12 protein-coding genes and 1 pseudogene are annotated in these 16,001 nt (G+C 60.2%); 5 read left to right on the forward strand and 8 right to left on the reverse strand.

Going from position 1 to position 16,001, the window contains the following annotated elements; all coding sequences use genetic code 11:
- The first annotated feature begins 216 nt into the window (after positions 1 to 216).
- From AC3EA7_RS07340 to prmC, 4 genes are all read left to right on the forward strand, one after another.
- Positions 217 to 1,326, forward strand: coding sequence for a DUF444 family protein (locus AC3EA7_RS07340; RefSeq protein ID WP_488613386.1), 1,110 nt, complete (start codon positions 217 to 219; stop codon positions 1,324 to 1,326).
- A gap of 293 nt (positions 1,327 to 1,619) precedes the next feature.
- Complete coding sequence (locus AC3EA7_RS07345; RefSeq protein ID WP_488613387.1) at positions 1,620 to 4,316, forward strand: SpoVR family protein; 2,697 nt, start codon at positions 1,620 to 1,622, stop codon at positions 4,314 to 4,316.
- A 21-nt stretch (positions 4,317 to 4,337) separates the two neighbouring features.
- Positions 4,338 to 4,871, forward strand: coding sequence for a hypothetical protein (locus AC3EA7_RS07350; protein ID WP_488613388.1), 534 nt, complete (start codon positions 4,338 to 4,340; stop codon positions 4,869 to 4,871).
- Positions 4,872 to 4,875: 4 nt separating this feature from the next.
- Positions 4,876 to 5,748 carry a peptide chain release factor N(5)-glutamine methyltransferase gene (gene prmC / locus AC3EA7_RS07355; RefSeq protein ID WP_488613389.1) on the forward strand — a complete coding sequence of 291 codons (873 nt, stop codon included), beginning with the start codon at positions 4,876 to 4,878 and terminating at the stop codon, positions 5,746 to 5,748.
- Positions 5,749 to 6,043: 295 nt separating this feature from the next.
- Here prmC and AC3EA7_RS07360 read toward each other — a convergent pair whose 3' ends face one another.
- Positions 6,044 to 7,267, reverse strand: coding sequence for a hypothetical protein (locus AC3EA7_RS07360; protein WP_488613390.1), 1,224 nt, complete (start codon positions 7,265 to 7,267; stop codon positions 6,044 to 6,046).
- A gap of 3 nt (positions 7,268 to 7,270) precedes the next feature.
- Complete coding sequence (locus AC3EA7_RS07365) at positions 7,271 to 8,545, reverse strand: 6-phospho-beta-glucosidase (RefSeq protein WP_488613391.1); 1,275 nt, start codon at positions 8,543 to 8,545, stop codon at positions 7,271 to 7,273.
- Positions 8,546 to 8,978: 433 nt separating this feature from the next.
- Between AC3EA7_RS07365 and AC3EA7_RS07370 the strand changes: the two genes are divergently transcribed.
- Positions 8,979 to 9,134, forward strand: coding sequence for a hypothetical protein (locus AC3EA7_RS07370; RefSeq protein WP_488613392.1), 156 nt, complete (start codon positions 8,979 to 8,981; stop codon positions 9,132 to 9,134).
- 56 nt (positions 9,135 to 9,190) lie between these two features.
- Here the strand turns inward: AC3EA7_RS07370 and AC3EA7_RS07375 are convergent, their stop codons facing one another.
- The 6 genes and pseudogenes from AC3EA7_RS07375 to AC3EA7_RS07400 all read right to left on the reverse strand — a co-directional run.
- On the reverse strand, positions 9,191 to 10,270 hold the full coding sequence (locus tag AC3EA7_RS07375; RefSeq protein ID WP_488613393.1) for a branched-chain amino acid ABC transporter permease: 1,080 nt from the start codon (positions 10,268 to 10,270) through the stop codon (positions 9,191 to 9,193).
- Positions 10,271 to 10,273: 3 nt separating this feature from the next.
- A complete protein-coding gene (locus AC3EA7_RS07380) occupies positions 10,274 to 11,860 on the reverse strand; it encodes a branched-chain amino acid ABC transporter permease (protein WP_488613394.1) in 1,587 nt (528 codons plus the stop codon).
- 10 nt (positions 11,861 to 11,870) lie between these two features.
- Entirely contained in the window at positions 11,871 to 12,575 is a 705-nt protein-coding gene (locus AC3EA7_RS07385; protein ID WP_488613395.1) for an ABC transporter ATP-binding protein, read from the reverse strand.
- Between the two features lie 5 nt (positions 12,576 to 12,580).
- Positions 12,581 to 13,351, reverse strand: coding sequence for an ABC transporter ATP-binding protein (locus tag AC3EA7_RS07390; RefSeq protein WP_488613396.1), 771 nt, complete (start codon positions 13,349 to 13,351; stop codon positions 12,581 to 12,583).
- A 134-nt stretch (positions 13,352 to 13,485) separates the two neighbouring features.
- The gene (locus tag AC3EA7_RS07395) at positions 13,486 to 14,889 is read right to left on the reverse strand and encodes a substrate-binding domain-containing protein (protein ID WP_488613397.1); all 1,404 of its coding nucleotides are present in this window, start codon (positions 14,887 to 14,889) and stop codon (positions 13,486 to 13,488) included.
- Between the two features lie 480 nt (positions 14,890 to 15,369).
- A pseudogene (locus AC3EA7_RS07400) lies at positions 15,370 to 15,759 on the reverse strand (very short patch repair endonuclease); the annotation flags it as partial.
- Positions 15,760 to 16,001: the final 242 nt, after the last annotated feature.

Consider the following 16,001-nt stretch of genomic DNA (forward strand, 5'->3'; position numbering starts at 1 on the left):
AAAAGGTAAAAGGTAAAAGGCAAAAGGCAAAAGGCAAAAGGTAAAAGGCGCAAGGTCAGGGGCAAGCGGCGAGAGAGGAGTAGAGACCAGGAAACCAGGTTCTTAGTTCTCAGTTCTTAGTTCTCAGTTCTCGGTTCTCAGTTCTCGGTTCTCAGTTCTCGGTTCTCAGTTCTCAGTTCTCAGTTCTCGCAACCCCTACCCCCAAAGGACATCACTATGTCGATCCATCGTGCTGAGCGCGATTTGAACCGATTCCGCCAGATTGTGCGCGGCAAGATCAAGAAGGACCTGCGCAAGTATATGTCGCAGGGCGAGATGATCGGCCGCCAGGGGCGCCGGTATGTGTCGATCCCGCTGCCGCAGATCGACCTGCCGCAGTTCCGCTACGGCACGCGCCAGGGTGGCGGCGTCGGGCAGGGCGACGGCAACGTCGGCGATCCAATCGGGCAGGGCGATGGACAGTCGGGGCAGGGCGAGGCCGGCTCGGAACCAGGGCAGCACATTATCGAGGTCGATATTACCCTCGAAGAACTGGCGCAGATCCTTGGCGAGGAACTGCAACTGCCCAACATCCAGCCAAAGGGCAAGAAGAATATCATCTCGCATAAGGATCGCTACTCCGGCATTCGCCGCGTCGGTCCCGACTCGCTGCGGCATTTCAAACGCACCTACCGCGAGGCGCTCAAACGCCAGATTTCGTCGGGTGAGTACAATATCGCCGACCCGATCGTCGTGCCGATCCGCCAGGATATGCGCTATCGCTCCTGGAAAGAAACGCTTCAGCCTGAGTCGAATGCGGTCATCATCTATATGATGGACGTGAGCGGCTCGATGGGCGCCGAGCAGAAGGAGCTGGTGCGCATTACCGCGTTCTGGATCGAAACCTGGCTGCGCTCGCAGTACAAGGCGATCGATATTCGCTACATCGTGCACGACGCTGCTGCCAAAGAGGTCGATCAGGAGACGTTCTACCATATCCGCGAAGGCGGGGGCACCAAGATCAGTTCAGCGTACAAATTGTGCAACAAACTGATCGATGAGCGCTACCCGGCTGATGAGTGGAATATTTACCCGTTCCACTTCTCCGACGGCGACAACTGGGGCGGCGGTGATACGCGCGAATGCATCGAATTGCTGCGCACCCAACTTCTGCCCAAGGTCAACCAGTTCTGTTATGGTCAGGTGCGCTCGCTCTACGGCTCCGGGCGCTTCGCCCACGATCTCGAAGAGCACCTGGGCAAACACGAGGCGCTGGTAATCTCGGAGATTGCCGATCGCGACGATATCTACGACGCGATCAAGGATTTTCTTGGTAAAGGAAGATAGTGCATAAGCGATCTATGACTTCACTGCAACAAGCAACCATGAAGGTCACAAAGGGACACAAAGGAAATGCGCTTCATGTTTATTCACCTTTGTGCGCTTCGTGTCCTTTGTGGTTAAGCCTTTGTGCAGTGGACTCAAGTGGCGCAGTACGATGATGTTCGGTCTCATGGCGAGCGGGGCAAAGCAATCGCCCCGGCTGCCAGAAGATTGCTTTGGCGCCGGCGCGTCTCGCAATGACCGTTGCGAAGACGCGAGTGCGCCAACTTTGAACGCACAAGTGGTATGAGTCATCTATGAAGAGTACCCGTCTCCCCCGAGAGTTGCAGGCTGCATGGGAGGAAATCGAAGCCTATGCAAAGGAGTATGGGCTTGACTTCTTCCCCATTATTTACGAAGTTCTCGATTATCGTACCCTCTACGAAACCGCGGCGCTCGGCGGTTTTCCGATCCGCTATCCCCACTGGCGCTTTGGCATGGAGTACGACCAGCTCATGAAGGGGCACGTCTGGCTTGGCTCCACGATTTATGAGATGGTCATCAACACCAACCCGTCGTATGCGTACCTGCTCGAAGGCAACGAGACGGTGACGCAAAAGATGGTCATGGCGCACGTCGCAGCGCACGTTGATTTCTTCAAGAACAATATGTGGTTCGCGCATACGAACCGCAAGATGCTCGATGAAATGGCCAACCACGCCGCGCGTGTGCAGCGCATGATCGATCGCTACGGGTATGAGCAGGTCGAGGAGTTCATCGACATCTGCCTCTCGCTCGAAAACCTGATCGACTATCACGCACCCTATATCAAGCGCCCCGAAGCGCAGACCCATCAGTCGGTCATGGCAGAGGAAGAGCCGCAGGTGGTTGAGGGGTTGCCAGTTGAGCGCAGCTACATGCGCGACTATATCAACCCGCCGGAGTTTATCGAGCAACAGCGCAAGCGCCTCGAACGCGAACGCGCGCTTCAGAAGAAGTTCCCGGAGCATCCGCAGAAGGATGTGCTCCTCTTTCTGATGAATTATGCGCCGCTCGAACGCTGGCAGCATTCGATCCTCGAAATCGTGCGCGATGAGGCGTACTACTTCGCGCCCCAGGGCATGACGAAGATCCTGAATGAAGGATGGGCCTGCTGCCGATACGATACGCTGGTGTTCACCGATCAGGGCGTGCTCCGCATCGGCGATATCGTCGCCCAGCGACAGGCGGTGCGGGTGAGCGACGGCGAAACGCCGCAGGCCGTCTATGATTGGGCAGCGTTCGAGAATTATGAGACGATCCGGGTGCGCACGCGGCGCGGCTTGGAACTCGAAGGATCGGTCAACCATCGCGTCATGCTGCCCGACGGCGGCTGGCGTCGCCTCGATGAACTCCAGGTTGGCGAAAGGGTCAGGATTGGCGGCGGGCAGAACCTGTGGGCGCACCAGTATGTCGCCCTCGATTGGTCGCCGGTGCGCCGTGCGACCCTCGCACAGATCGCTGATGCGGCAGAGGTCGATGTCGAGACCGTCATCCGCTACCGGCGCGGTGTGCGCGGCGTTCACGCAACAACGCTGGCGCCGCTCGTCGCAGCATACGATGCCGCCATCGCTGACCACGGCCCGATCATCCGGCGACGGGTCCCCATTCGCGTGCCGGAGGTGGTGGATGAGCGCCTGGCGGCGTTCCTGGGGTATCTGTGCGGCGATGGGCATATCAGCGCGGTCGAGCGCACCATTGGATTGACGACCGCCGATGAGGATCAGGCGCGCGCCTTCGCCGATCTCGTCCATTCACTGTTCGGCATCGAAGCGCGCTGGCGCAGGAATGGAAACCGCTGGCGCGTCTCTTTCTATTCGCGCGACGTCCAGGATTTCCTGGTCCGCCTTGGTCTCAAAACTGACGTCGCAGCGCGCGAAAAGCGTGTGCCCGACATCATTCTGCGCTCGCCGAAGTCGGTCGTTGCGGCGTTCCTGCGTGCGCTGTACGACTGCGATGGCTATGCAGGCGATGCTGGCGTCGTTCTCTCCACCGCTAGCGAGGAGATGGGCAGAACCGTTCAGGTGCTGCTGCTCAACTTTGGCATTCTCGCCAGCCGCCGCGCCAATACGGATGGTAAATGGCACATTCGCGTCACCGGTCGTTCGGCTGCCGTCTTCTTCGCCGAGATCGGCTTCGGTCTGGCGCGCAAGCAGGCGGCGCTGGCGCACTACATCGAGGATCGGCGCTGGTTTAGGCGTGAGGAGTGGTCAGACGAGATTGTGGCAATTGAGCGGGGACGCGCTCATGTGTACGATATCTCGGTGCATGCAACGCACCGCTACGCCGCGCAGGGGTTCATTAACCACAATAGCTACTGGCACTCCGAGATTATGACCCGCAAGGCGCTGCGCGATGATGAATTGATCGACTTCGCCGACCATCACTCCGGCGTGGTTGCGGTGCATCCCGGGCGCCTCAATCCGTACAAACTCGGGCTTGAACTACTGCGCGACATCGAGTTTCGCTGGAATACCGGGCGCTTCGGCAAAGAATACGAGGAGTGTGAGAACCTGGCTGCTAAACTCAACTGGGATAAGCAACTGGGATTGGGTCGTCAGAAACTGTTCGAGATACGCCGTCTCTACAACGATGTCACCTTTATCGACGAGTTCCTGACGCCAGAGTTCGTGATGCAGCAGAAGCTCTTTACATTCCGCTATAATCGTGATACAGATATGTATGAGATTGCGTCGCGCGAGTTCAAGGAGATTAAGGAAAAGCTCCTGTTCCGCCTGACGAACTTCGGCCAGCCGTTCATCTATATCGAAGATGGCAACTACAACAATCGCGGCGAACTCTATCTGCGCCACCGCTACGAGGGGGTTGAGCTGAAGATGGACTATGCGCGCGACACGATGCGCAACATTCAGCGTATCTGGACACGTCCGGTGCACCTCGAAACGGTGGTGGACGAGAAGCGGCGTCTGATCACCTTTGATGGGCGCGATTTCTCGGAACGGAAGATGGATTAGGTCTGCTGGGAAGGAATGAACATGCTCGGAAAACTGACGATTGAGACGTTGAAGCGCCTGGCGAGCGAGGGTCCGCAGGCGGTGAGTGCGCTTTCCTGGACCGATGATGGCACAAAGGTGATTGTGGTTCCCTCCAATGCAGCCGATGCGCGCATCGATCTCGCCGATCTGGATCGTTTTAGCGCAACGCTGCGCGAACTCACCGTGACACGCCACGTCGCGCCGATGGTCGATGACGTGCGCGCCTGGCTGAGCGACCACGCGGCGGCAATGATCCGGGCATTGGGTTTCCTCGAAGAGCCGCTGGCCGTCTGGGAACTTGAGGAGAGTGAAGGCGTCGCCCAACTGCGCTCGTCGCCGCCGTACCGCGAGGAGTCTGACGTCACCTACTGGGAGGTTGTGCTCTACTGCGCCGATCAACCCTCTGCGGTCATCGCCCGGTACCACTGGGCGCCAGGGATGCCGGAGCGCGAGCGCGTCGCGTATCCGGCGACCTTTGCGCTGATCGGTCGCATGACCGCTGCGCTCGACAGCGCATTGACCTGCGAGGCGTAGCCGGGTGACGTCTCCCAACGCGCAGGCAACACTGGCTCAGACGCTAGCTCTGGCAGTCGAGGCGCTGCGGGACGTGAGCGATACGCCGCGCCTGGACGCAGAAATCTTGCTGGCTCACGCACTCGGCTGGTCGCGTGCGCGTGTTCTTGCAAGGCTGCAAGAAACCATCCCCGATGATGCTCTCCAGGCGTTTCGCGTGCTGGTGCTGCGCCGCGCAGCATGCGAACCGGTTGCCTACCTCATTGGAAGCAAAGAGTTCTACGGACTGGAGTTCTTCGTTGATCGGCGTGTGCTCGTGCCGCGTCCCGAAACCGAAACGCTGATCGATGCCGCGCTCGAATGGGCGCGGCAGCGGTTTTCCCCACACGACACCCTCTTGATCGCCGACATCGGAACCGGAAGCGGGTGCATCGCCGTTGCGCTGGCGGTGCATCTGCCCAATGCCATGATCTATGCCACCGACCTTTCATCTGACGCACTCACGGTAGCGCGGCAGAACGTTGAACGACACGGAGTCGCCGATCGTGTTGTACTCTTGTGCGGTGATCTGCTGGCGCCGCTGCCGCAACCGATTGATCTCCTGGTCAGCAATCCTCCGTACACCGTCCTCGACGCCATCGACGCCGGTGTGCGGCTGCACGAACCGCACCTGGCGCTCGATGGCGGCAGCGACGGTCTCGCCATCTATCGTCGCCTGCTGGCAGCGGCGCCGCAGGCATTGCGACCCGGCGGCGCGCTGATGCTGGAGATCGGCGCAACGCAGGCGGAGGCGGTTACGGCGCTGGCGCGCCGGGCATTCCCGTCTGCCGCCGTGCGTGTGTTGCGCGATCTGGCCGGGTGGGATCGGGTGGTGACGGTGTTGAACGTCGAATGTTGAACGTTGCACGTCGCCCGTGGGAACGACCACCGCACGGCCGCGGCGCCGCCGCGCGCCCCATCCCGCGCCACCACGCACCCTATCCCACGCCCGCGCGCCCCATTCCGCCGCGCCCACACGAACGGCGCCCGCGCCCGTGTCCCCCATCCCGTGTCGCCGCGCGCCCCATCCCGCGTCGCCGCGCCCGCGCGCCCATTCCACGCCGCCCACGCCGTGCGCCCATTCCGCCGCGCCCGCGCGCCGCATCCCGCACCGCCCCTGCGCCCGCACCACGCACTGCCCTGGCGACGATCGTTTATCCTGCGCGTTCCGTGTGATCGTTGCCTGTTCCTCCAATCACCCCTCGCGCCGCTGCCATTACCCGCGAGCCGGTCGTCGGACCGATGGACATGCTCTCTTCGTACTGTTTCCCCGGGTTCAGGTAATCGACAGGCGGAACGAACTCGTCGTCCGGCAAAATATACCCGATCTCGTCGTCTGCCAGACCGATGAGCACCCGGCATGGAGCGGGCAGCGCCGATTTAAGTTCGAACCCCAGCCGCGGCAGCAGTTCGCCGGGAACGGTGATGATCTGCGCCGGACCAAGAGCGATGGAAGTGCAGGAGGTGGTAATGGCGCCATTGACCGGCTGGCGCACCCGTAGCACTCCCATCTGCTGCGCCATAACCAGCAGCGGATTGACGAGCGGCAGGTCAAACTCGGCGCGGCGCACGTCGAGTCGCTCGACCTCAACAGCGGGCTGTCCTGCGAGCGCCGTGAGCGCCGCATCGGCATAGGCGCGCCCCATTCGCTCCGCCCACGCCGGTGTACGGTCGGTCGTGTCGGGAGACAGCATGCCACCAAGCGCACCGGACACGTGCAGCGCCACCCCACCGACCCGCGTTTCCGCTTCCCGGCACGCATACCCGGCGTAATCCGCCGAGATCAGCGTACTGTCACCGTCGAGCACTTCGGGATGGCACGCCAGGTTGAGCAGGGTGGCGATCACGTCGCCGTTGAGTTTCACGAACTGCAACACTGCCACATCATCATCGACGACGCCAGGATCGCGGAAATTGGCGATATAGCCTGGCAGACGGGTCATTGCGCAGCGCAGGCGCGCCGGGCAGCAGAACGTCAGCGCTTCGAGGACAGCATCGACGATTGCCTGCTTCACCGACACCAGATAGAGCGTATCCACGCCGCTGACGCTTCGATCCGGACCCCACAGCCCAAGCGTATCCGGTCCGCTATGGGTATGGGTGCAGGCGACCACCAGACCTGACGAGTCGATGCCACGCGCGTCGAGGGCTGCACGCACATCCAGCACATCGCTGCGATCCAGGCCGATCAGGTCGCACACGGCAATCACGGCGATCTGCTCATCGAACCGCAATGCAAGCGCCCGTACATACAGATCGGTATCGACCGCCGTAGCGCGACGGTTGTTCTGAAACCCTGCCAGGAATACCGGACGTTCATCGAGATGGGGGGTGATGCAGCGCGTGGCGGCGCCGGCAAGCAACGAAGACTGACTCATAGGTCACCTCTCGAACGTGGGAAGGAAACCGCGGTTCGTTCGTTTGATATCCTCCCAAACGGCTTCGACGCGCATTGCGTCGGGACCGAGCGGATTGGCGAGCAACGCCAGCATTGCCGCCTCTTCGTCGCCTTCGACGGCTGCCTGCACGGTCAGCAGCTCATAAGCTTTCACCTGACAGGTCAGCCCGTGGAAGGCCGGCTCAAGCGGCGCAACCGGAATGGGTGTGGCACCATGTTCGCTCACCGTACACGGCATCTCAACAACCACATCACCGGCGAGGTTGGGGATGGCGCCATTGTTGCGCGTGTTCACCACGTGAATGGCATTGTCACCGGTATGGAGCGACTCGATCAGCGCCGCCGCCGCCGTCGAGTAGTAGGCGCCGCCGCGTTCCATCAGTTCCGGCGGCATCTCGCGCAGTGCTGGATCGGCATAGCGCGCGAGCAGCCGGCGCTCGACATCCATCACCACCTCGGCGCGGGTTGGCTCGTCGCTGTTCTGCTGTGCAATGATCTGCGGTGTGAGGTAGAAGTAGCGCAGGTACGATGAGGGAATAGCGCGCAGCATCTGGATGAGGCGAGGCGGAAAGCGGATCGGGTCCTCATCATGGCGCAGGCGCTCGACATACCCCTCGATCACAGCATCGGTCGCATCTTCGCCATTGATGGTCACCCGTCGGATCCAGTTCAAGTGGTTCAGACCCACCTGTTCGATAAACACCTGTTCCGGCGGAACATTGAACATGCGTGCGATACCGCGTTGCGCATTGATCGCATTATTGCACAGCCCGACGACCGGAACGCCGCCATAGCGCACCACCGCCTCGGTGACGATGCCGGCCGGATTGGTGAAATTGAGCAGGATCGCCTGCGGCGCGATCTCACGCATATCGCGCGCCACATCGAGCACGATGGGAATGGTGCGCAGCGCTTTGGCAAACCCGCCGACGCCGGTTGTCTCCTGCCCGACCAGGTGATGCCGTCGTCCGAGGAGTTCATCGTTGTGACGCGCCTGCTGCCCGCCGACGCGAAACTGGGTGATCACATAATCGGCGCCTTCAAGCGCCTGCCGCCGATCAGCGGTCAATTCCACCTGAAATCCCGCGCTCGCACGGCTGACCATGCGCTGCACAAATGAACCGACAATATGCAGGCGTTCTGCATCTGGATCAACGAGCCAGACCCTGCGCACATTCAGGATTGCATTCCGGGCAATCAGACCATTGATGAGTTCAGGGGTATAGGTGCTGCCGCCGCCAATGACAACGATGTTCATTGATCGCCTCATTTCTTGCCGTTGCGCCGATGCTTTGCCATTGTACCACCGGGCGACGCAGCGATGACAGAGGCGCAATCGCAGCGACCTGCGGCGTATAGCATTGTCCGCCGTTCATGCCGAGTTCTTCGGCAGAGCGCCGGTCGTGGTGGGTAGAGGCGAGGCGGCGCCGGACGGAGCGCACGGGTGTGGAAGGGGCGCGCGGGCGTGGAATGGGTAGGGGCGAGGCGCTGCCTTGCTCCTACGGATGGCGGTGCGCAGGGACGGTGGGCAATATTCGTGTGGGCGCGGCGTGGAAGGGGCGCGCGGGTGCGGGATGGGGCGGGCGGGCGCAGGCGCGGGCGGGTTGGGCGGTACGGCGGGGTGGTTCGCGGGGACGATGGGCAACGTTGTGTGGATGCGACGGCGCACGCGGCGCGGGATGAGACGTGGCATGGCGGCACGGGCGCAGCGGGGCGGCGTGGAAGGGGCGCGGGGACGATGGGCGCCGTTCGTATGGGCGCGGCGGCGTGGAATGGGGCGCGGTGGCGCGGGCGTCACGCCCGCCGCCAGCGCCGCGCTGTTCGCAATCTGCGCCCCACACCGCTGATCAATGATCTCGCGCAGGGCATCTCGACGAGAGCGGGAATCGGATAGAAGGAAGCATCAGGATGTTCGGCGCGCTTTATTCAACCCAAACAGACTCAGCAGGCGCTGCCACCCCTGACGCATCTGCTGGACGGTGAACGAGGCTTTGAGTTGCCATGTGCCCACGATGCCATACGGCAGAAAGAGAACAATCAGCACATAGATCGCGCCATTGATGAAACTGGCGCTCTCTCCCAGGTAACGGCGCAGACCAAAATCGAGCAGGCGGAAGATCGCTGCGCCCACCAGCGCGCCGTTGAGCGTCCCTACACCGCCGATCAGGATAATGAGCAGCGCTGTGACGGTGAACCCCAACCCCGCCGTATCGGGGGTGACAATCGGCTGATAGATCATATGGAGCGCTCCGGCGATCGCCGCCGTGATCGACGAGAGGATCAGCGCCGCAAGTTTGAACAGGAACGTATTGTACCCCAACATCTGCGCCCGGCCCTCGTTCTCGCGGATCGCCTTGCACACCCGACCCGTCGGCGAGTCGACAAACCGGCGGTAGAGCAGATAAAACAGAACCAGCACCGTCAGCGCAACGAAATACAGGCGCAGACGCTCCGTCGCCGGGCTGATGAAATCTGGAACGATCACCCCCTGCAACCCCACGTCGGCGCCGGTATAGTCGCCCAATTCACGCGACATGATCACGATATGAAACACACCGGACATCCCCAGTGTCACCAGCGCAAAGGTAATGCCCTTCACACGCGGCAACACGACGCCGAACAGCAGCGCCTGCGCAACGGCTGCCAGCATCAATACGCCAAACGTCTGCCACAGATTCAGCCCGAAACTCTTCAGAGCAATGCCGGTCAGATAGGCGCCGACGGCGAAGAACATACTATGCCCGAACGACAGCAGACCGGTAAAGCCAAAGATCAGGTCGTAACTCAGAGCGTACAGCGCCAGAATGAAAATTTCAATCGCAAGCCCCTGAATGAACTTCGAGGCGCCACTGTGGTTAGACCACACCTCCAGCGGTGACGCGCCCTCGAACAGCCCGATGACGAACGGCAAAAGGATCAGCGCCAACAGACTGATCAGCGCAATACGATGCTGTTGCACAAAGGAAGGAGCGGACGGCGTCATCTCTTATTCCTTCCGACCAAGCAGCCCGTTGGGCAGAATGAGCAAAATAATCACCATGAGCAGAATGGTGGATGCCGGCACCAGCGGCGGTGAAGGTTTGAAGACAACCTCAGTAAAGGGAATGACTATGCCAATCTGCCCATACTTGATGATAAACTGCTGAAGCATCCCGACCAGCAACGAACCAATCGCTGCGCCGGGGTAACTGGTCAACCCGCCGATCGCCAGTGCGATCAGCGCATTGAGGAGAAAACTTTCACCCATGGTGTTGGAAAGCCCGATCGATGGCGCGGCAAGCACGCCTCCCAGCGCCGCCAGCCCGACCCCCAGCGCAAAGACCATGGTGAAGACGCGCCGCACATTGATCCCCAACGCCTCGACCATCTCCCGATCCTGCACACCGGCGCGAATGACCATGCCAAGGCGGGTGCGTTTGAGCAACAACCAGACTGCAATCAGAACCACCAGCCCGACCAGCGGAACAATAATCTCATTGTAGACGCGAATGCGACCACCCTGAAAGATCATCGTCGAACAACCATGCTGAAGCGCCAGCCAGAGCGACTCGGCCGGACATCCCTCGCCGCTGCCGGCGAACAGCGCCGGTTTGGGCATGGTGAACTCGGGCCGCCCCCAGATTGCGCGCACCATCTCAATTCCAATCGCACTCAGCCCCAGCGTCAACATCAACTGATAAATCGGGCGCACATACAGCGGTCGGATCAGCGTCATCTCCATCAACGCGCCAAGCCCCATGCCACTCAGCACCGCCACCAGCGCCGCGATCAGAAACAGCCAGTTCGTATCCAGCGCAAACAACCATGCAGTCAGCGGATCATTAACGGCGAATACCGCCAGTCCCCCAATAACGAGACCGATAAAGGGCACAAAACTGCGCCACGTCACCTGCACCTGAGTTGTATGGGCATCGCTCCGCCCCAGCAGCGTTATTCCAAACGCCGTCAGCATACTTGCCAGCATCAACCCGGCGAACGCAATCAGCGGCGAGGCATCGCCGAAGGTGGCAGGCGCCGGGATGACACGCTGCCCCTGTCCGGCGAGAAAAGAAAACGTGACCGGGCTTTCGGCGTAATTTTCCAGACTCCAGAACGCAATCGGGTAACCGCGCATGACACTGAAGCCAATCAAAGCGCCGGGCACAATCGCCACCCATGGCGCCACCCGCCCCCACGCTGCGGCAAGATCAGCGCTCCGCGCACCAGCCGGCGGCACGCGCCGCGCCAGGAGTATCCAGACATCCCGCAGCGTAAACCCGCTGATGATCAGGGTAAGCGGCGTCAGGACATCAACAAAAGTATCGGGACGCACATACACCGTCCAGCCAATGTATGCTCCGATCATGAAAAGCGTACCGTGCGCCAGATTGAGCACGTCGAGCAATCCAAAAATGAGTGAAAAGCCGGACGCCACCAGGAACGTCAGTGCTCCTACCGCCAGACCGCGCAGCAGTGTGATCACGAAATCCTGCTGGCTCATGCCGCTTGCAGCAGCAACAAATACCGCCAGCATGACCGCCAGGGTGAGGAGCAACACCAGATTCTTGCGCATAAGCGCCGGTATCTGTTCCATGCGTCGCCTCTTATGCCGCCCCTAAATAGCGATGGATCGCTGCTTTATCGTTCACCAGGTCTGGCATTCGCCCGCTTTTGACCGAACGTCCTTCTTCGATAATGACATAGTGCTCCGCCAGTTGGCTGGCCACCAGAAAATTCTGTTCCACCAGAATCACGGTGCTGTCAGCCGCCAGTTGGCGAATGGCGCCGATTAATCCTTCAATGACCACCGGCGCCAACCCTTCGCTTGGTTCATCGATCAGCAGCAAGCGATTATCCGCCACCAGTGCGCGTGCAATCGCCAGCATTTGCTGTTGGCCGCCCGACAGATTCGTGCCCCGCAGGTGAATCAAGCGCATCAGATCGGGGAAAAGCGTGAAGATCATGTCCTGCTTGCGGGCATAATCCCCTTTTTTGCGTTCAGCGATCTTCAGGTTCTCTTCGACGGTGAGATCGCGGAAAATGGCGCGATGTTCCGGCACGAAACCGATCCCCAGCGCGGCGATCTCGAAGGGACGTTTCCCATCGATCCTGCGCCCCTCAAAACGAACCTCGCCTGCGCGCGGCGGCGTCAGCCCCATGATCGTCTTGAGAGTCGTGGTCTTTCCTGCCCCATTCCGCCCCAGCAGAGCAGTAATCGCGCCATGCGGCGCGGCAAAACTCACCCCCTGCAGAATGTGGTACTGCCCGATAAACGTATGAACGTCGCGGAGTTCGAGGATCGGCGTCATTGGCTCTATGCATTCAACTGATACAACCCGCCCAAATAGGCGGTCTGCACTTCTTCGTTCGCTGCAATATCAGCAGGCGCGCCTTCCGCCAGCACCCTTCCCTGATGCATCACGGTAATGGTATCAGAGACGCTCATGACAACATTCATATTGTGTTCGACCAGCATCACAGTTTTACTGCCGCTGCTCTGAATCTCCCGAATGAGCGCGATCAGTTCGGGCACCTGCTCGGCAGCCATGCCCGCCGTCGGTTCATCGAGCAGAAGCATCTCCGGGTCTGGCGCCAGGATCATTCCCAGCTCCAGTTTCCGCTGATCACCATGCGGCAGGGTGCGGGCAGGCGCCAGCGCGCGTTCTTCCAGCCCCACCTTTTTGATCACCTCCCAGGCGCGCATTTCGTGCTGTTTGAAATGCGACGCCGGGCGCCAGAACCGGAAGTTGCCACTGCCCGTCGCCTGCGCCGCCAGACGGATATTCTCAAAAACGGTCAGGTTGGGAAAGATATTGGTAATCTGAAACGAACGACCGATACCGCAATGGATCGCGCGATAGACCGGCTGGCGCGTGATGTCGCGTCCCTTGAACAAAATCTGCCCGCCGGTCGGTTCCAGATTACCGCTCAACAGGTTGAAGAACGTCGTCTTTCCGGCGCCGTTTGGCCCGATAATCGCATGGAGCGAATGTTTGCGCACCCTGATGCTGACATTGTCCACCGCCACCAGCGCGCCAAAGGCTTTGGTCAGGTTGCGGGTTTCGAGAATAACATCGGTTTCCATGATGCCATCCAGAGGAACCGCGTCCGACGGCGCCGTGAAGCAATTGTACCGCATCATGCCTGAACCTGTCGCCTTTGCTTTCGGCGCCACAAGGGCCCAATGCACGGGACGACAGCCTCGTGCATCGGTGACGTTCACCTGCTCAGACTGCCATAGGGAAGATTTCCACACCGCCCCTTGAGATTTTCAGGAAGCAGGCACGGCGGTTCAGGGCGGTTCGTGGCGACGTACTCGTAGAACTTTGCCTCCGGGTCGGTCAGGTTGGTCAGTTTGAGGATGTACATATCCTGAATGGCGACGTGGTCTTCTGGTCGGATAAACACCGTCCCTTTTGGTCCTTCGAACGACATGCCCTCCATCGCCTTGATCAGCGCCTCGCCGCTGATGTCGCCGTTGGTCTTGCGCAGCGCCTCGACCAGGAGGATAGCGGCATTCATGCCATCAGCATCGAAAATATCGGGGTTGACGCCATAGCGTGGCTTCGTATTGGCAACCAGAAAATCGTTGGCAGGATTCTTGGGAGCGGTGTAGTGGTAGACAATGCCGCTCGTCGAGCCGACCGCGCCGCCGAAGAAGACCGGCATCAAGGCATTATCGATAAATGCCGAAGCCAGGCTCATCTTCTCATTCACGCCGAGGTCGTTGGCTGCCTGGAAGAGCGGGACAAACCCGGATCCCGCCCAGGTGACGATGTACGCTTCCGCCCCCGAGTTGAGAATCTGCTCCATGTACGGTGTAAAGTCGGTCGTATCGGCAGGCGCGAAAATGTCATCGATCACAAATTCGCCGCCCAACACTCCGCACGCATCGCGGAACGCCGCTGCCGAACCGCGTCCAAAGGCGTAATCTGGCGCAATCTGCACGAATTTCTTGTACTGCCGAGTAAGATAGGTGCAGACATTCATTGCATCCTGATAGTTATTGCGGCTAACGCGGAAGGTGTAGATGTTGAAGTCCTTGCCGGTGATATCGTTGGCGGCGGCAGGCGCCACAATGAGCGGGATGCTGTTCTCGAAGGCAATCCCCTGCAATGTGGCGGTTGCTCCTGAAGAGACGGTGCCGACCAGAATGTTGACTTTGTTGACATCGATCAGTTCGCGGGCGATGGTTGCGGTATTCTGCGGGTTGCTGGCATCATCGCGCACAAAGACCCGGATCTCGCAATCGTCCACTTTGAAGGTATTCTCTTTCGCGGCGTTGAAATCGAACTTCTCACCGGCCGAGCCGGGAGCGCCGGCCATGTACTCCATGCCAAGCATAAAAGAGCGCAGTATATGCGCGCCATAAATTGCGAGCGATCCAGAGGCATCTGTGATCAATCCCACCCTCACCGGTTCGGCGCACGTCAGGCGTGTGGAAACCGCTTCTTTGGTCGGTTCAGCAGTCGGGACCGGCGTTGCAGGTTGCGTCGGTTCGGGAGTCGGAGCGGGGGCGGCGGGTTGCGTGGGAGCGGGGGTCGGAGTTGCGGGAGCGCCGCAGGCTGCCAGGACCAGGGTAGCGAGCAGAGACAGCACTGCGAGCAGGCGAGCAGATTTCATGGCGACCTCCTCCATATGAGCTTCTTTGCTACAAGGAATGCACAGCGCGCAGAGATGACTGCGTGCTGAGGTTCCCAATATTCCTGCACGCTCATTGCTTCGGGACAAGAGCGTCGTCTCGGTGGCAAACGCATAGTGCACGCCAATGTGCATTGTGTAACGAGCATCGCACGCGGGCGTAGGGCAGGTACGGGGCGCAAGTTTGGAAAGATTCTGACGTAGGTGGAGCGTAGTCCACAACAGTTACAGGGCGGTTACAAGAGAAGGGGCGGGTCTCACACCCGCCCGTACAGGCGCGGCGCGGAGGGGCAGGGCGCGGAGGGGCGGGGCGCAGAGAGGCAGAGAGGCGGGTCTCACACCCGCCCGTACAAACGGGTCGCGGAGGGGCAGGTCACGGAGGGGCGGGTCACGGAGGGGCGGGTCTCACACCCGCCCGTACAGACGCGGCGCGGAGGGGCGGGTCTCACACCCGCCCCACAATCAGGATGCAAGAAACCCTGTCAATTTCTCGAGCAATTTTTCGTGATCGCGCGTTTCGCATTCCCAGACGATCAGCACATTCCAGCCGAGATATTCCAGTTTGTGCAGGTTCTCACGGTCACGGACCATATTGCGATCAAGTTTCCGGTTCCAGTACTCGATATTACTCGTCGGTCGCGCAGCGTGGGGACACCCTTCATGCTGATGCCAGAAGCAGCCGTGAACGAAAATGACCTTCTTGTGGCGCGGCAAAACAATATCAGGCTTTCCGGGCAAATCCTTGCGATGGAGCCGAAACCGATACCCCAGCTTGTGAACCAGCGAGCGCACAAGGCGTTCCGGCGAGGTATTTTCGCCGCGAACCTTCGCCATAATGCGGCTGCGCTCTTCGGGTTGGAAGACACCGGCATGGCTTTATCGCGCTCGCTTGAGCGTCGTCCACTTTGACTCGGTGACTATTGTACCATTTCGCTTCCAGATCGTTCGTCGCTCAACATCAAGACCTGACATTTGCGCCTCGATGCCGATTTCGACGACATCCTGATCATCGCACTTGAATACGTCGTAGAGTATTTTCAAGAACTTAACTTCATCAATCTTCCAGCAAAGCGGTTTGGGGTTGTTACGCGCAT

Source organism: Roseiflexus sp. (genome assembly GCF_057785375.1).